Genomic DNA, 17738 nt, shown 5'->3' with positions numbered 1-17738 from the left:
TCATCGGGGTGGGGGTCTTGGCTCCTACCTCTGTTATTCGCGGGAGCGCTGCACCGACGTTAGTTGGCGCTGCACCCCACCCCGGACCTGCGGTCCGACCCTCCCCACAAGGGGGAGGGTAAGCGGAGCTATTCCGCCGGCTCGACATTGGCGTACGCCGCTTCCTCAAGCTCCCGCTTCAGCCTCGCTTCCTCATGCGCCTTCGGCGTGACGAAGCGGCCGAGCAGGAGGTAGGCGACCGGGGTCAGGAACAGCGTCGAGACGGTGGCGAGACCCAGCCCGCCGACGATGACCCAGCCGAGCGCGATGCGCGCTTCGGCACCGGCGCCGGCGGCCAGCACCAGCGGGACCCCGCCGAGGATGGTGCAGATCATCGTCATCATCACCGGCCGCAGGCGGATGATCGAGGCCTGCTCGATCGCCTCGCGCACGCCGAGGCCGCGGTCGCGCAGCTGGTTGGCGAATTCGACGATGAGGATGCCGTTCTTGGCCATGACGCCGACCAGAAGCACGAGGCCAATCTGGCTGTAGGCATTGAGGCTGGTGCCTGACAAAAGCAGCGCAAAGATTGCGCAGGCAAGGCCGAGGGGGACCGTCGCCATGATGATGACGGCGCTGACGAAGCTTTCGAACTGGGCGGCGAGCACCAGGAGGATGATGACCAGCGCGAAGCCGAAAATGGTGATCATGGCGCTGTTGGTCTCGCCGAGCGTCGCGGCTTCGGCCAGCGGCAGGACGCGGCTGCCCGGCGGCAGCAGCGGGGCGGCGATCTGCTCGGCAACGCCGAGCGCGTCACCCAGTGCGAAATTGCCGTTCAGGTTCGAGGTGATCGCCACCGAAGGCTGCTGCTGTTCGCGGGTCAGCGACGGCGGCACGGCGCGCTCGGTCAGCGTGGCGATGGTCGACATTGGCACGAAGCGGCCGTCGGCGGTCTTCAGGAAGATGTTTTCCAGATCGGTCGGATCATTGATCGGGTTGGTGGTCGAGACCAGCTTCACGCCATAGCTGCGGTCGGCGATGTAGACATCGACGACATCGTTGCCGTCGAGCATCGCCTGCAAGGTGTTGGCGAGACCCGATATGTCGATGCCGAGATCGGAGGCGCGCTCGCGGTCGATGGCCACCGCCAGCTGCGGCTGCGTCGGGTCGATGGAAAGCCGCGGCGTCTCGAAGCGCGGATCGGCCTGCATCCGGGCGATGATCTTCACCGCCGCGTCGCCGAGCGCCTTGCGGTCGTTGCCGACCAGCGCGAATTGCAGGCCGTTGCCGGCGCCGCGAATGCCGAGGCTATTGGCCTGCACCGGGAAGATGCGCACGGATGGCACCTGCCGGGTCAGCTGGCTTATCTGCGCCATGATCTCCTGCTGGCTGCGCGTGCGCTCGTCCCACGGCGCCAGCGTCATCACCATGAAGCCGGAATTGTAGGCGCCGTTCTGGCCGGCGTTTTCGAAGGTCGAGACGATCTCGCCGGAATCGCGCAGCGGCTGGATCAGCCGCTCGATCTTCTGCATCTGCTGCGTGGTGTAATCGAGGCTGACGCCTTGCGGCGCGTTGATGCGCAACAGCACGACGGCGCGGTCCTCGCTCGGCGTCAGTTCCTGGCGGATGGTGCCGAACAGGCTGAAGGCGACGCCCGCAAACAGCACCGCGACCAGCAGCACGATCCACGGCGCGCCGAGGCAGGCATGCAGGGCGCGTTTGTAGGCCGCGTTCAGCGCACCGCCCATGCGCGCGCCAATGCCGTGACCGCCTTCATGGTGGAGCGATGCGCCGGTCAACATGCGCGAGGCCAGCATCGGGCACAGCGTCAGCGCCACCACGCAGGAGAGCAGCACCGACATGGCGAGGACGAAGCCGAATTCGCGAAACAGGCCGCCGGTCTGTCCCGGCAGGAAGGAGATCGGCACGAAAACGGCAACGAGCGTCAGCGTCGTAGCGATGACTGCGAAGAACACTTCTTGGGCGCCGAGCACGGCGGCGGCACGAGGCCCCATGCCTTCGTTGCGCCGTCGCACGATGTTTTCCAGAACGACGATGGCGTCGTCGACGACAAGGCCGGTTGCCAGCACCAGCGCCAGAAGCGTCAGGATGTTGATGGAGAAGCCGGCGAGATAGATGGCGGCGATGGTGCCAATCATGGCGACCGGCATTGACAGACCAGGGATCAGCGTCGCGCGCCAGTCGAGCAGGAAGATGTAGATGACGATCAGCACCATGGAGATCGACAGGCCGAGCGCGATCTCGACCTCGTGCACGGCGCCGTTGACGAAGACTGCGTCGTCGCTGGTGATCTTGATCGACATGCCCTTGGGCAGGTTTTCCTGCAGCTTGGCGACGGCTGCCTTCACTCCGGTGGAAATATCCAGCGTGTTCGATTCCGCCTGGCGGATGATGCCAAGGCCAATGCCGGTCTTGCCGTCGGAGCGCAACGAGGTCTGGCCGATGTCGGGACCGAGCGTGACGGTGGCGACGTCGCGGATGCGCGTCGTGCCGCCGATGATGATGTTTTCGAATTCTTCCGGCGTCGTCACATCGGCCGTGGTGCGGACGATGAGATCCTGGTTGGTGGTGGTGATCGAACCGGCTGGTGAATCGAAAGCGACCGAGGCAAGCGCTGCCCTCAGATCGGCCACAGTGAAGCCGAGGCTGGCGAGCTTGTTCTGGTCGACATCGATGCGGAAGATCTTGTCGCGGTCGCCATAGACCTGAACGTCGGCGACGCCAGGCACGGCAGCCAGTTCGTCCTCGATCTGGTCCTGGACGATCACCGTCATGTCCTGCACCGACATGGTGTCGGAGGTGACGGCCAGTCGCATCACGGCATCGGAATTCGCATCGGCCTTGACGATGCGCGGCGGGTCGGCGGTCTCCGGTATCATGTTGGCGACACGGCCGACCGCGTCGCGCACGTCGGAGGCGGCGACGTTCAAATCGACGCCGTCGTTGAACTCGATGGTGACGCGGCTCTGGCCGAAGGAAGAGGTCGACGAGATCGACTTGACGCCGGAGACGCGCGCGACCGCACCCTCGATGGTGTCGGTCAGTTCACGGTCGACGGTTTCGGCGGCGGCACCCTCGAAAGCCGTCGACACGGTGACCACGGCGCGGTCGACATCGGGCAGTTCGCGGATTTCGACGCCGTAGAAAGCGGCAAGGCCGGCCACTGCGATCAGCGTGTTCAGCACGAAGGCCATGACCGGCCTGCGGATGAAGAGAGCGGTGAAGCCGGTTTCGCTGGCGGTGCTGACAGGCGCGGTCATGAGCCTTCGGCCGCGTCCGCGGCGCGCTGATCCTGGCCGGCGATGCGGACCGCGCCGCCTTCGCTGACGCTCTGGGTGCCCTCGGTCACAACCATGTCGCCATCCTCGATCTCGGCGTCGATCAGCACCGTCTCGGTGTTGCGCTGGATGATGCGCACGGGAACGCGCCTGGCCTTGCCGTCCTCGATCTGCCAGACATAGGCGCTGTCGGAACCCCACAGGATCGCCAGCGGGCTGACGGCCGGGTAGGTGTCGCCGGGGAAGCGCATGGTGATGCCGAACGACATGCCGGCGCGCAGCGAATCCGCTGGATTGGCGATTGCAGCCTTGACCAGCAGAGTGCGGCTCTTTTCGTCGATGTGGTTGTCGATGGCCGACACAGTGCCGGTATAGGCCTTGCTCGGATTGGCGATCGGCGTCGCCGACAGTTGCGCGCCGACCTTGACGGCGGCGGCGAAGCGCTCGGGCACCAGGAAATCGACCAGGATGGAGGAGCGGTCGTCAAGCGTGGCGATCGCCGACTGGCTGGTGACGTAATTGCCGGCCGATATCGGCAGGATGCCGACCGTGCCGGCGATAGGGGCGACGATCGAACGACGCTGCAAGGCGAGTTCGGCATCCTGCAGCGCCAGTTTGGCGCCGGCCAGCACCACTTGGGCATCGGCGACGGCGACCGGAGTCGCGGCGTTGGAGGCCCTCAATGATTTCACCCGCTCGAGCTTGTCATGGGCATCCTGCAAGGCGAGCTTGGCACGATCTTGCGAGATCACCTCGGTCTCGGAATCGAGAACAGCGATGATCTGCCCCTTGTCGACGCGGGTGCCGGACTGGACGAGGAATTCAACCAGCCGGCCGGAGCTGTACGGGTTAACCGTCACCGAGGCGTTGGCGCGGCCGGTGCCGATCGCCTGCAGGCGATCGTTGATGGTGGCGGTGGCCGCAGGCAAGGCGACGACATTTGCCGGGCGGCCGGCAGCGTTGCGGCCGCCTGCCTGTTTTGTCGTGTCGACCGCACCGGTTGTGGCGGGCGCCGAAGCATAGGTCCAGTCGATGCCCCAGCGTGCCAGAACCTCCGGCGCGCCCGGGAAGAATCGCGCCCAGGCGAGGACAGCCGCGGCCAGGACCACAAGCGCAAAAACGATCTGTTTCCAGGCGACCATCGACACTCCGGTTGGCAAAACGTCTACCGGTTTCACCAAGCAAAAAAACGCGCAGCGACGCACCCGGTATGTGCGAAGCCGCCGCAATATCATGGCTTTATGGCAATTCTGCCGCTTCCATGCACATTAAATCTGCGTAATTTTGCGCACCTGCGGCCGGGATTGAGCGTGTCAGCGCAGGCTTTCCAGGTCGCGGATGCGCCTGGCGCTGTCGGCCTCGAGCTGCCTGGTGACGGCGCCGATCAGCGTCTCGGCGACAACGAACAGAGCGGCGGAAGAGTCCCACGCCGAAGGCACGGCGGTGCGTCCGGCAATGACATGGCGGGCGAAGCGGGCGATCGGCGATAGCCACTGGTCGGTGAACAGCACGATCTGAACGCCGCGCTGATGCGCGGTCTCGGCAAAGCGGACCAGACTGTCCTGGTAGCGCCTGATGTCGAAGATCACCAGCACGTCGCGCTTGCCCATGTCGATCAGCCGGTCGCGCCAGATGCTCTCCTGGCCGGCGATGTGATAAACGTCGGGCTGGATGATGGCGAGGTGGGCGGCCATGTAGCGCGCCAACGGATCGGTGAAGCGGCCGCCGATCAGGAATGTCTTGCCGCGCCGTTCGGCGAGCCTTGCGGCGATCTCGGCAAGCTGTCTGTCGGAGAGATGCCTGAAGGTCTCGCGCATATTGTCCAGCGTCGCCTCCAGCATCGGCGACACGGCACTGCTGCCCGGCGAGGCCGGGTTGAGCGTGCGCGATGCCGGCGACTGCAATTGCGCCGCCAGTTCGTCCTGCAGCGCCGACTGGAACTCGGGATAGTTCTGGAACCCTAGCCTCGAGACAAAGCGCAGGATTGTCGGCGACGATACGCCGGCGGCGGTCGAGAACTCGGCGACTGTCTTCAGCCCGATCAGCGGATAATTGGCGATCAGCGTTTGCGCGGCGCGGCGCTCGCCGGCCGGCATCGTGCCGATGCGGTCCGAAATCAGTTCGGCAATGCTGGAAATCATCGTTTTCCCCACCCCTGAGCCCGTCCAGACCGCTTCCCCGAAATCGCGTTTGACAAAGCCGGACAAACTGTATGAAATCATCCACAGGGACGCAATGAGGCAAAATACGTAACATAAGATACAGCGCTCCCCAGGGGACGGCAGACTATGGAGAGAGCACGGCCCGCCAGCCTTGCATCGTCTGATACCGTAGGGGTGACGAACCCCGGCGGGTCCAGCCCTTTCGTGCTGACCTGCGACCACGCTTCCAACTTCCTGCCATCCGAATTCGGCACGCTTGGCCTGCCGGCCGAAGATCTCTCCCGCCACATCGCCTGGGACCCCGGCGCGCTGCCGGTGGCCCGCCGCATCGCGACCGCCCTCGATGCGACGCTCATCGAAACCCGCATCTCGCGCCTGATCATCGACTGCAACCGTCCGCTCGACGCACCGGACCTGGTGCCGCCGGTCAGCGAGACGACGGCCATTCCGGGCAATGCCGGCCTGTCGGACAGTGAGCGCGCCGAGCGCATCGCTTTGTCGTGGCGGCCGTTCCACGACACGATCGCATCGATCATCGACGACCGGCAGGCGCGTGGGCAGGAGACCCGGCTGGTGTCGGTGCATTCCTTCACCCCGGTCTACAAGGGCAAGAACCGGCCCTGGCATATCGGCATCATCCACGATGACGACCGCCGGCTGGCGTCGCCGCTGATAGCGGCGCTGCAGCGGCTCTCCGGCGTCAGTGTCGGCATCAACGAGCCCTATTCGCCGGCCGACCGCGTCTATTTCACTTTGGAGCGCCATGCACGCTCGCGCGGCCTTGCCTGCGCAATGATCGAAATCCGCAACGACGAGATCTCCGGCGAGACCGGGCAGCGGAAATGGGCGGATCTGCTCACAGGCATTTTTTCTGACCTGGAACCCGAGGAGGCCAAGGGTTCCCGGCGACACGCAGTGGGAAAGTCAGTTCAATCGGCCAGCTAGAAAAACAGGGGACGAAAATGGCAGGACCGGACAAATCAGACGCTGAAAGATCGGAGGATGTAAAAACCCTCCATAGCATGGGCTATGCCCAGGAGTTGGCTCGCCGCATGAGCGGCTTCTCGAACTTCGCTATTTCCTTTTCGATCATTTGCATTCTGGCGGGCGGCATCACGTCCTTCCCGCTGGCCATGGCGACCGGCAGCGGCTTCGAGGCGACTGTCGGCTGGGTCATCGGCGGCGTCTTTGCACTTGTCGTTGCCGCGTCCCTTGGCCAGATCGGCTCGGCCTACCCAACGGCCGGCGGTCTCTACCACTGGTCGTCAATTCTCGGCGGGCGCGGCTGGGGCTGGGCCACGGCCTGGATCAACCTGCTCGGCCTGGTCTTCGTCGTCGCCTCGGTCAATGTCGGCGTCTACGCGCTGTTCAAGGACCTTGTCTGGTCCGGCGTGTTCGGCAACGACGTCTCCGCGTGGGGCTATCAGGAGCAGGTGATCGGCGTTGTGATCATCACGGTCGCACAGGCGCTGATCAACCATTTCGGTATCAGGCTCACCACCATGCTGACGGATTTCTCGGGCTACCTCATTCTGGTCGTCGCCGTCGTGTTGACCGCGATGTTCCTGATCTGGGGCGCAAGCTGGGATTTCTCGCGGCTCACCACCTTCGTCAACAACACCGGTGATCCAGGCGCAGGCTACGTTCCGACCGCACGGACGGCACTCGTCGCCTTCCTGATCGGCCTGCTCTACCCACTCTACACCATCACCGGCTTCGACGCTTCGGCCCACACGTCCGAAGAGACCCACAATGCCCGCGTGGCGGTGCCGCGCGGCATGATCCATTCGGTCCTGTGGTCGCTGGTGTTCGGCTTCGTCATGGCCGTTTCGTTCGTACTGGCCAGCCCCGATCTGGCAGCGACGGCCAAGGATGGCGCTAATGCCTGGTTCAATCTCTTCAACAACCTGCCGGCACCATTCCTGCTGAAGAGCATCATTGCCATCGCAATCGTGCTGGCGAACTTCATCTGCGCTCTCGCCGGACTGACGTCGACCTCGCGCATGATCTTTGCCTTCGCGCGTGACGGCGGCCTGCCCGGTTCGTCGGTGTGGAAAACCGTCAGCCCGACATGGCGCACGCCGGTGGCGGCAATCTGGCTCGGAGCGGTGCTCGCGGTCGCAGCGACATTGTACTCGCCGGCTTTTGCCGCACTGGCGGCCGGCTGTGCATTGTTCCTCTACGTGTCCTACGCCATGCCCGTGGCCGCCGGCCTGCTTGCCGAGGGCAAGAGCTGGACCGAATTCGGCCCGTTCCGCCTCGGCATCTGGTCCAAGCCGTTCGCCGTCATCACGGTGCTTGGCGTTCTGGTGCTGATGTATGCCGGCATCCAGCCGCCCTTCGACATCCTGATCAACTATGCCATCGGCCTGATCGTTCTGCTCGTGGTGCTGTGGTTCGGCATCGAATCGCGCCGCTTCAAGGGCCCGCCGATCGGCGCCGACATTGCTCGCCGCGCTTCCGAGATCGCGGCCGCGGAAGCAGCCGTCGGCCAGACGGCAGGCTAACAGCAAAGACTAGATGCTCCGGCCGGCGCAAGCCGACCGGGGCAGGGCCGGCCAGTTAAGAATGCAAAGGGGACTACAATGGCAGCACCGGGTTATTCAGACACAGACAAGGCGGAAGACGTAAAGCACCTCCATTCCATGGGCTACGCCCAGGAACTTGAGCGGCGGCTAAGCCGCTTCTCCAACTTCGCCGTTTCCTTCTCCATCATCTGCATCCTGTCGGGCGGCATCAATTCGCTGGCGCAGGCAACGTCGGGCGCCGGTGGCATCGGCATCGGCATCGGCTGGCTGGTCGGCTGCTTCGTCTCGCTCACCTTCGCGGTCGCCATGTCGCAGATCAGCTCGGCCTATCCGACGGCCGGCGGCCTCTATCACTGGGGTTCGATCCTCGGCAATCGCGGCACCGGCTGGGTGACGGCCTGGCTCAACCTGCTCGGCCTGATCACCGTGCTCGGCGCCATCAATGTCGGCACCTGGACGTTCTTCATCGGCGCCTTCGGGCCGACGCTCGGCATCGAGGGTACGCTGACCAATCAGATGATCTTCCTGGTCATCATCACCGGCGCCCAGGCCCTGATCAACCATCTCGGCATCAAGCTGACTGCGAAGTTGACCGACTTTTCGGGCTACCTGATCTTCTTCGGCTCGATCCTGATTGCTGTCGTCTGCCTGTTCTCCGCCGAGACCTGGGATTTCAGCCGGCTCTTCACCTTCCACAACTACTCGGGTGAGGCCGGCGCCAGCGTCTGGCCGTCCGTCTCGAACGCCTGGGTGTTCGCTCTCGGCCTTCTGCTGCCGATCTACACCATCACCGGCTACGATGCTTCGGCACACACTTCCGAGGAAACCATCAAGGCGGCCTCATCGGTGCCGCGTGCGATGGTGATGTCGGTTATCTGGTCGGCGGTCTTCGGCTATTTGTTCCTGGCCGCCTTCGTACTGATGATCCCCAACATGGACGACGCCGCCAAGCAGGGTTGGAACGTGTTCTTCTGGGCCTTCGACCAGCGCGTCAGTCCCGGCCTCAAGGAGTTCGTCTACCTCGTCGTGTTCATCGCCCAGCTGTTGTGCGGCCTCGCAACCGTCACCTCGGCTTCGCGCATGATCTTTGCCTTCTCGCGTGACGGCGGCCTGCCGGGCTCGTCTGCACTGGCCAAGGTCAGCCCGACCTATCGCACGCCGGTGGCGGCGATCTGGACGGCGTCGGTCCTGTCGGTGCTGTTCGTCTGGGGTTCGACGCTGGTTTCGGTCGCCGGCACCTCGGCCTACACCATCGTCGTGTCCTGCACCGTCATCTTCCTGTTCCTGTCCTTCACCGTGCCGATCGTGCTCGGCATGGTGGCCTGGGGAACGCCGAAGTGGGACAAGATGGGACCGTGGAACCTGGGCCGTGGCATCTTCATGCTGTTCGGCGTTCTCTCGATCGTGTCGATGATCCTGATCTTCATCATCGGCATCCAGCCGCCGAACGACTGGGCGCTGTACATCACCGTCGGCTTCTTCATCCTGACGGCGATTGTCTGGTTCGCCTTCGAGCGCAATCGCTTCCAGGGCCCGCCGCTGGGGGACATCATCGCGGCACGTCAGGCAGCGATCAAGGCCGCCGAACAGGCGGTCGGCGAAACCGGCCACTGACGTCACCATCATGGCCATGGCCGGCGTGCAGCCGGCTATGGTTTCGTCCTCAACGACCAAGCACTGGAGTGCCAAAGGAAATGGCCGGAAATTTCTCGTTCGATCAGTTGAAGAAAGCGGTCTCCAGTGGCGAGATCGACACGGTGCTGGCCTGCATCGTCGACATGCAGGGGCGGCTCGCGGGAAAGCGTTTCCTGGCGCAGTACTTTGTGGATTCTGCTCATGACGAGACGCATGGCTGCAACTATCTGCTCGCCGCCGACATCGATATGGAGCCGGTGCCGGGCTACAAGGCGGCAAGCTGGTCGAAGGGCTATGGCGACTTCGTCATGAAGCCGGACCTTGCGACGCTGCGGCGGATTCCGTGGCTGGAAAAGACCGCGCTGGTGATCTGCGACGTGCTCGACCACCACACCCATGACGACCTTCCGCATTCGCCGCGCGCGATGCTGAAAAAGCAGGTCAAGCGGCTCACCGAACGCGGCTATATCGGCTACTTCGCCTCCGAGCTCGAATTCTACCTGTTCAACGAGACCTACGATTCCGCCCGCAAGAAGCACTGGCAGGGGCTCGACACCGCGTCGCCTTATATCGGCGACTACCAGATCGGCATCACCACCAAGGAAGAAGGCGTCATGCGCCGGCTTCGCAACGAGATGGAAGCGGCGGGCATCCCGATCGAAAACTCCAAGGGCGAATGGGGCCCGGGCCAGGAAGAGATCAATGTGCGCTATGCCGAGGCGCTCGACATGGCGGACCGCCACGTCATCCTGAAGAACGGCGCCAAGGAGATTGCCGAGTCCGAAGGCAAGTCGATTTCCTTCATGTCGAAATACAATTACGGGCTCGCGGGCAACTCCAGCCACATCCACAATTCGCTGTGGAGCGCCGATGGCAAGACGCCATTGTTCTTCGACAAGAAGGCGGACTGGACTTTGTCCACGCTTGGCCAGCAATGGGCGGCTGGGCAGCTCAAATACGCCAGGGAGTTTACCTGGTTCCTGGCGCCCTACATCAACTCCTACAAGCGCTTCCAGGCCGGCACCTTCGCACCGACCAAGATCATGTGGAGCGAGGACAACCGCACCGCCGGCTTCCGCCTGTGCGGTGAGGGCACCAAGGGCATCCGCATGGAATGCCGCATCGGCGGCGCCGACCTAAACCCCTATCTCGCTTTCGCGGCGCTGATCGCCGCCGGCCTTGCCGGCATCGACGAGAAGCTCGAACTGCAGAAGCCGTTCGTCGGCGATGCCTACCAGGCCTCGCGCCTGCCGGAGATCCCGAAAACGCTGCGTGACGCCACCGAGACGCTGGCCAAGTCGAAGATGCTGAAGCAGGCGCTCGGCGACGATGTGCTCGAACATTATGTCCACACCGCAAAGTGGGAGCAGTTCGAATACGACCGCCGCATTACGGATTGGGAACTGCACAGAGGGTTCGAGCGGTACTAAAACTTTATACAGCTTTAATGTTGACAATGTGGTGAAGTTAGTACCATATGGTACCTGTAAACTGCAGTGCGCTACATTGATAAACTGCAGTGCGCTACATTGAGGAGTTTGCAATGTCCAAATATGCGCCGCTCAAGGACTTTCTCATTGCCCAGAATGTCGATCGCGTTCCGATGTCGTTCGCCGAAATCGAGAGAGTGCTCAATCTGCCGCTGCCCGCATCGAAGCAATACCCTGCATGGTGGAGCAACAATCCGAGCAACAATCCCATGACAAGGGAGTGGCTTGAGGCTGGGTTCGAGACCGAATCCGTCAATATAGGGAGTGGGAAACTGGTATTTCGCCGCGTTCGCAAAGAGCCCATTTCGGCGCCGCCCAGTGGTAGCGTGCCTGCCGCGCCAAAGGAGGCGCGCGCGGATCGCCACCCCGGTTTTGGTTTCATGAAGGGCCTAATAACGATCGAAGCCGGATTTGATATCACCAAACCTTTCGATGACGAGCCATGGGACCGGGGCTATCTGGGCGGTGAGGCTGACGCGCGTGACGGCAAACTTGCGGTGCGTAAATGAGCGAAGGGCCAAACCTGCTTCTGGATACATGTGCGGTGATCTTTGTCGCCAACGATAGTCTGATCGATCCGCACGCAAGCCGGGAGATTTCGGAAGCGGCCTATGACGGCCGTCTGTATCTTTCACCGATGTCGGCATGGGAGATCGGAATCGGCGTAGCCAAGGGTCGGCTCAATCTGCCATTGGCACCACTCGACTTCGTGGAGCGATTCATCGAGCGAATGTCGGCAAAGCTCAGCGCTATCTCACCAGCCATTCTGATTGCGTCATCCAACCTGCCCGGTCCGCCTCATGGTGATCCCATCGATCGGATACTGATGGCAAGTGCGAGAGCGTTGGACATGGTTCTGGTGACGCGTGACGAGCCCATCCTTCGCTATGGCCGCAATGGCCATCTGCGCACCCTAGCCTGCTAACTTGGAGTATCCTTTGGAAACCGTAAAACTCAAATCGCCCATCGATGGTTCGATTTACGCCGAGCGGCCGATCGCGACCGACCAGGCGATCAATGCCGCGGTCGAGCGCGCCAAGGCGGCGCAGGAGAAGTGGGCGCTGACACCGATCGTCGAGCGCGGCAAATTTATGCTGGCGATGCTCGAAGCGCTGGTCGCGATGACCGACGAGATCGTGCCGGAGATCGCCTGGCAGATGGGGCGACCGGTGCGCTATGGCGGCGAGTTCGGCGGCGTCAGGGAACGCACCAATTACATGGTCGAGATCGCTGAAGCCGCGCTGAAATCCGTGCCGGCATCCAACCCGAAGGACGGCTTCCGACGCTATGTGAAGAAGGATCCGCTCGGCGTCGTCATGGTGATCGCGCCGTGGAACTATCCCTATCTGACCGCCGTCAACACCATCGTGCCGGCACTGATGGCCGGCAATACCGTTATCCTCAAACATGCGGCGCAGACGCTGCTGGTCGGCGAACGGTTCCAGCAGGCGTTCGACAAGGTTGGGCTGCCCAAGGGCGTGTTCCAGAATGTCGTGCTGAACCATGCCCAGACCGAGAAGCTGCTCGGCTCGGGCAAGATCGACCATGTCAATTTCACCGGTTCGGTCGGCGGCGGCCGCGCCATCGAGAAGGCGGCGGCCGGCACCTTCATGACGCTCGGGCTCGAACTCGGCGGCAAGGATCCGGCCTATGTGCTGCCCGACGCCAAGCTCGACCATGCGGTGGCCAATCTGGTCGACGGCGCCTTCTACAATTCCGGCCAGTGCTGCTGCGGCATCGAGCGCGTCTATGTGCATGAGAAGGTCTACGACCAGTTCGTCGAAGGTTTCATCGCCGAGACGAAGAATTATGTCGTCGGCAATCCGCTGGAACAGGAGACGACAATGGGGCCGATGGCGCAGGCGCGCTTTGCCGACCTGATCCGCGAGCAGAAGGCCGAGGCGCTGCGCAAGGGTGCAATCGCACACATCAATATGAAGGTGGCTAACGACAAGGCCGGCTCGCCCTATCTGGCGCCGGAAGTGCTGACCGGCGTCGACCACCAGATGAGCGTCATGCGCGAGGAAAGTTTTGGCCCGATCGTCGGCATCATGAAGGTGCGTAACGACGAGGAGGCTATCGCGCTGATGAACGACAGCCCCTACGGGCTGACCGCTTCGATCTGGACCGGCGATATCGAGCATGCGGTGGCGATCGGCGACCGCGTCGAGACCGGCACCGTGTTCATGAACCGCTGCGACTACCTCGATCCGGCGCTGGTCTGGACCGGCGTCAAGGACACCGGCAAAGGCGTCGCCCTTTCGGCGCTCGGCTACGACAATCTGACCCGGCCGAAATCCTTCCATCTGCGCGAAGCCATCTGATTTTTTGAAAGACAAGACATGTCCAAGCTGATCTCCAAATGGAACTACCCGACCACCGTCCGCTTCGGTGCCGGGCGCATCAAGGAACTGCCTGAGGTGCTCGCGGCCACCGGCATTAAGCGGCCGCTTTTCGTCACCGATCCGGGGTTGGCGAAACTGCCGGTCGTCGCTTCGACGCTGAAAATCCTCGACGACGCCAAGGTATCCTATGGCGTGTTCTCCGAGGTGAAGCCGAACCCGGTCGATTCCAACCTCACCGCCGGGATCGCCGTGTTCAAGAAGGGCAAGCATGACGGCGTCATCGCCTTCGGCGGCGGTTCAGCGCTCGATCTCGGCAAGCTGATCGCGTTCCAGGCTGGCCAGACGCGGCCGATCTGGGACTTTGAGGATGTCGGCGACTGGTGGACGCGCGCCAATTCGGATGCCATCGCGCCGATCATAGCCGTGCCGACCACTGCCGGCACAGGCTCGGAAGTCGGGCGTGCCGGCGTCATCACCAATGAGGCGACGCACACCAAGAAGGTGATCTTCCATCCGAAGCTTTTGCCGGCAATCGTCATTGCCGATCCGGAACTGTCGGTCGGCATGCCCGGCTTCATCACCGCCGGCACCGGCATGGATGCGCTGGCGCACTGCCTCGAAGCCTATTGCGCGCCGGGCTATCACCCGATGGCCGACGGCATTGCGGTGGAAGGTGTGCGCCTGGTGTTCGAGAACCTGCCCAAGGCCTACGCCAACGGCAAGGACCTTGTCGCGCGCGCCCACATGATGAGTGCGGCCGCCATGGGTGCTGCCGCCTTCCAGAAGGGTCTTGGCGCCATCCACTCGCTGTCGCATCCGATCGGCGCGCTCTACGACACCCATCACGGCATGACGAATGCGGTGTTCATGCCCTATGTCTTGGCCTTCAATCGCGACTCCATCGAGGAGCGGATTGCCCGGCTCGCTGCCTATTGCGGCATCAAGGGCGGGTTCAACGGTTTTGCCAAAGCGATCGTCAAGCTGCGCAAGGAATTGAAGGTGCCGCATGCACTGCCCGGCCTGATCAAGGGGCTCGACATGGACAAGAAGCGCAAGGGGCTGATCGCCGACATGGCGGTGGTCGATCCGACAGCCGGCGGCAACCCGGTCAAGCTGACCAAGAAAGCAGCGCTGACGCTGCTCGAAAACTCTATCGCCGGTACGGTCTGAGGCGGTTTCCTGTGCCGGAATTGATCTGGAAACGAGGGGAAAGGAAAGGGCAAAGGGGCAAGAGACAAGGCTATAAACCATTAGCCGGGAAATTAAGTGCAGGCTAATTGCTACAGCCTGTTAAAAAGAGTTAACTTTTCGTGCCGCCGGGCGCCTGTTTCAAAAAGCTTTCATCTGGCTGTCACACGAAATCGATACCGCATCGCAGGCGTCCAGGACGCCAGTTCAACGGAGAGAACACATGTTCAAGTTCACAGGGAAAGTGCTTTCCCTTTCGGCCGTCGCCCTCATGGCGACCTCTGCTATCTCGTCGGCCCAGTCCATGGATGAACTGGTTGCCGCAGCGAAGAAGGAAGGCCAGCTCACGACCATCGCGCTGCCCCATGACTGGTGCGGCTACGGCGCCGTCATCGACGGCTTCAAGGCAAAGTATCCTGAGATCACCATCAACGAACTCAACCCCGATGCCGGCTCCGGCGACGAGGTCGAGGCGATCAAGGCCAACAAGGACAACAAGGGCCCGCAGGCGCCCGACGTCATCGACGTTGGCCTGTCCTTCGGCCCGACCGCCAAGGCTGACGGCCTGATCCAGCCCTACAAAGTGTCGACCTGGGACTCGATCCCCGACAGCGCCAAGGATGCCGATGGTTACTGGACCGGCGACTACTATGGCGTGCTATCCTTCCTGGTGAACAAGGACCTCGTCAAGGAAGCGCCGGCTGACTGGGCTGACCTGCTGAAGCCGGAATTCGCCAACACCGTGGCGCTTGCCGGCGACCCGCGCGCCTCGAACCAGGCCATCCAGGCCGTCTACGCGGCCGGCATTTCCGGTGGTGCGGCTGCCGGCGAAGCTGCTGGCACTGCTGGTCTCGACTTCTTCAAGAAGCTTAACGCCGCCGGCAATTTCGTGCCGGTCATCGGCAAACCGGCGACCCTGGCACAAGGCCAGACGCCGATCCTGGTGACCTGGGATTACAATGCACTTGCCGGTCGCGACACGCTGAAGGGCAATCCGCCCGTCGACGTCGTCGTGCCGAAGACCGGTGTCGTTGCCGGCGTCTATGTGCAGGCGATCAGTGCTTTCGCACCGCATCCGAACGCTGCCAAGCTCTGGCTGGAGTATCTCTACTCCGACGAAGGCCAGATCGGCTGGCTGAAGGGCTATTGCCACCCGATCCGCTTCAACGATCTTGCCAAGAACGGCAAGCTCCCGGCGGACGTGATGGCCAAGCTGCCGCCGGCCGAGGCTTACGCTGCCGCGGTGTTCCCGACGCTGGACGAGCAGGGCAAGGCAAAGGAAGCCGTCACCAAGAACTGGGATGCCGTCGTCGGCGCCAACGTCAAGTAAGGCTTGAAACCAACCGGGCGGCCTCGCGGCCGCCCGGTGTTCCTCGGAGACGGTAGCCGGCGCATGACAGATATCTCGCTTTCCGATCACGCAGTTGCCGGGAAGACCGCGCCCCCCAGCGAGGCGCGTGCAATGCGACTGCCGACGCAGTGGCTCGGCGTTGCGCCATTCTTCATCTTCGCCATCATGTTCCTGATCCTACCCACGCTCTATCTGATGCTGGGTGCATTCCAGAACGATGCCGGCGAATTCACGTTCGAAAACATAGCAGCACTGGCGCAGCCATCGATTGTCGCCGCCTACTGGATCTCGCTCAAGGTCAGCCTTTCCTCGTCGCTGATCGGCGCCTTCGCAGGTCTCGGCATCGCCATCGCCATCGTGCGCGGCGGCCTGCCGGAGTGGATACGTTCGGCGACGCTGACATTCTCCGGCGTGGCTTCCAATTTCGCCGGCGTACCGCTGGCCTTCGCCTTCATCGCCACGCTCGGACGCCTCGGTCTCGCCACGGTGCTGCTCAACACCGTGTTCGGCCTCAACATTTATGCGCACGGCTTCAACATCCTATCGTTCTGGGGCCTGACGCTGACCTATGTCTATTTCCAGATTCCCCTAATGGTGGTCATCATCACGCCGGCGATCGACGGCTTGAAGAAGGAGTGGGGCGAGGCTGCGGCGACGCTTGGCGCCACCCAGACGCAATACTGGCGCATGGTGGTCATCCCGGTGATCTGGCCGAGTTTCCTCGGCACGGTCATCCTGCTCTTCGCCAATGCCTTCGGCGCCATCGCCACCGCCTATGCGCTGACCGGCTCTTCACTCAACATCGTACCGATCCTGCTCTATGCGCAGATACGCGGTGACGTGCTGCACAATGCCCATCTCGGCTATGCGATCGCCTTCGGCATGATCGTCATCACCGGGCTGGCCAATGTCTTCTACATTTGGTTCCGGACGCGCTCGGAGAGGTGGCTGAAATGAAGTCCGGAAAATTCTGGGCCTGGGTCGTCTTCGGGCTGGGCGCGGCCTATTTCTTCATTCCGCTGATCGCGACGGTGGAATTTTCCTTGCGCATGCGGCGCGGCGCTTATTCCTTCGACGCCTATCAGATCGTGCTTGGCGACCCTCGTTTTCAGGCGACCTTTGGCTACTCAGTGCTTGCCGCAATCTTCACCATCATTCTGGGCGTGTTGATCGTGGTGCCCGCCGCCTACTGGATTCGACTGCGCCTGCCGCAACTGCGGCCGATCGTAGAGTTCATCACGCTGCTGCCGCTGGTCATTCCCGCCATCGTCATCGTCTTCGGCTATATCAGGATGTACGGTTCGAATTCGCCGCTGCCGTTCCTGGCGACCGACATGGGCACAAATGCCTTGCTGGTCATCGGCTATGCAATGCTGGCGCTGCCCTACATGTATCGCGCGGTCGATACCGGACTGCGCACCATCGACGTCAGGACGCTGACCGAAGCGGCGCAGATCCTTGGCGCCGGTTGGGGCACGATCATTGGTCGTGTGATCCTGCCCAATGTGCTGATCGCCGTGCTGTCGGGCGCCTTCCTTACCTTCGCCATCGTCATTGGCGAATTCACCATGGCCAGCTTGCTCAACCGGCCCGCCTTCGGCCCCTATCTGCAAAACGTTGGCGCCAACCGCGCCTATGAGCCGGCGGCGCTTGCCATCATCGCCTTCGCCATCACCTGGGGCTGTATGTCGCTGATCCAGATCCTGTCCCGTTTCGCGCCGAGATCGGCGAACCGCCCGAACTGATCGACAAAGTACTGAT

At 62.7% G+C, this 17738-nt stretch carries 14 protein-coding genes; 11 read left to right on the top strand and 3 right to left on the bottom strand.

The window, feature by feature from the left end:
- Positions 1-128: 128 nt before the first annotated feature.
- From NKI46_RS02090 to NKI46_RS02080, 3 genes are all read right to left on the bottom strand, one after another.
- The gene (locus NKI46_RS02090; protein WP_023737617.1) at positions 129-3260 is read right to left on the bottom strand and encodes an efflux RND transporter permease subunit; all 3132 of its coding nucleotides are present in this window, start codon (positions 3258-3260) and stop codon (positions 129-131) included.
- Positions 3257-4420: an efflux RND transporter periplasmic adaptor subunit gene (locus NKI46_RS02085; protein WP_352744496.1), complete on the bottom strand. Its 1164-nt coding sequence runs from the start codon at positions 4418-4420 to the stop codon at positions 3257-3259. Before NKI46_RS02085 ends, NKI46_RS02090 begins: the two co-directional genes overlap by 4 nt.
- A gap of 171 nt (positions 4421-4591) precedes the next feature.
- The gene (locus NKI46_RS02080) at positions 4592-5419 is read right to left on the bottom strand and encodes a MurR/RpiR family transcriptional regulator (protein ID WP_023737619.1); all 828 of its coding nucleotides are present in this window, start codon (positions 5417-5419) and stop codon (positions 4592-4594) included.
- Positions 5420-5566: 147 nt separating this feature from the next.
- Between NKI46_RS02080 and NKI46_RS02075 the strand changes: the two genes are divergently transcribed.
- The 11 genes from NKI46_RS02075 (at position 5567) to NKI46_RS02025 (ending at position 17722) form a co-directional block, all read left to right on the top strand.
- A complete protein-coding gene (locus tag NKI46_RS02075; protein WP_023686445.1) occupies positions 5567-6385 on the top strand; it encodes an N-formylglutamate amidohydrolase in 819 nt (272 codons plus the stop codon).
- 17 nt (positions 6386-6402) lie between these two features.
- The gene (locus NKI46_RS02070) at positions 6403-7947 is read left to right on the top strand and encodes an amino acid permease (protein ID WP_023691842.1); all 1545 of its coding nucleotides are present in this window, start codon (positions 6403-6405) and stop codon (positions 7945-7947) included.
- A 78-nt stretch (positions 7948-8025) separates the two neighbouring features.
- Positions 8026-9582: an amino acid permease gene (locus NKI46_RS02065; protein WP_023691841.1), complete on the top strand. Its 1557-nt coding sequence runs from the start codon at positions 8026-8028 to the stop codon at positions 9580-9582.
- A gap of 80 nt (positions 9583-9662) precedes the next feature.
- A complete protein-coding gene (locus NKI46_RS02060) occupies positions 9663-11033 on the top strand; it encodes a glutamine synthetase family protein (RefSeq protein ID WP_023701008.1) in 1371 nt (456 codons plus the stop codon).
- A gap of 113 nt (positions 11034-11146) precedes the next feature.
- Positions 11147-11602, top strand: a complete 456-nt coding sequence (locus tag NKI46_RS02055; RefSeq protein WP_023671165.1) for a DUF7662 domain-containing protein — start codon at positions 11147-11149, stop codon at positions 11600-11602.
- Positions 11599-12018 (top strand): type II toxin-antitoxin system VapC family toxin, encoded by a 420-nt coding sequence (locus NKI46_RS02050; RefSeq protein WP_027049802.1) that lies wholly within the window; start codon positions 11599-11601, stop codon positions 12016-12018. The genes NKI46_RS02055 and NKI46_RS02050 overlap by 4 nt, the downstream gene beginning before the upstream one ends.
- A gap of 13 nt (positions 12019-12031) precedes the next feature.
- Positions 12032-13417 carry an aldehyde dehydrogenase family protein gene (locus NKI46_RS02045; RefSeq protein WP_023756310.1) on the top strand — a complete coding sequence of 462 codons (1386 nt, stop codon included), beginning with the start codon at positions 12032-12034 and terminating at the stop codon, positions 13415-13417.
- Positions 13418-13435: 18 nt separating this feature from the next.
- Positions 13436-14608 carry an iron-containing alcohol dehydrogenase gene (locus NKI46_RS02040; RefSeq protein WP_023755042.1) on the top strand — a complete coding sequence of 391 codons (1173 nt, stop codon included), beginning with the start codon at positions 13436-13438 and terminating at the stop codon, positions 14606-14608.
- 241 nt (positions 14609-14849) lie between these two features.
- Complete coding sequence (locus NKI46_RS02035) at positions 14850-15956, top strand: ABC transporter substrate-binding protein (RefSeq protein WP_023671169.1); 1107 nt, start codon at positions 14850-14852, stop codon at positions 15954-15956.
- Positions 15957-16019: 63 nt separating this feature from the next.
- Positions 16020-16934, top strand: coding sequence for an ABC transporter permease (locus NKI46_RS02030; protein ID WP_023671170.1), 915 nt, complete (start codon positions 16020-16022; stop codon positions 16932-16934).
- Positions 16931-17722 carry an ABC transporter permease gene (locus tag NKI46_RS02025; protein WP_023671171.1) on the top strand — a complete coding sequence of 264 codons (792 nt, stop codon included), beginning with the start codon at positions 16931-16933 and terminating at the stop codon, positions 17720-17722. Before NKI46_RS02030 ends, NKI46_RS02025 begins: the two co-directional genes overlap by 4 nt.
- Positions 17723-17738: the final 16 nt, after the last annotated feature.

This window comes from Mesorhizobium sp. M0615 (assembly GCF_040320805.1).
Taxonomy (GTDB): domain Bacteria; phylum Pseudomonadota; class Alphaproteobacteria; order Rhizobiales; family Rhizobiaceae; genus Mesorhizobium.
The sequence above is the reverse complement of the archived record's forward strand: the minus strand, read 5'-3'. Positions and strand labels throughout refer to the sequence as shown.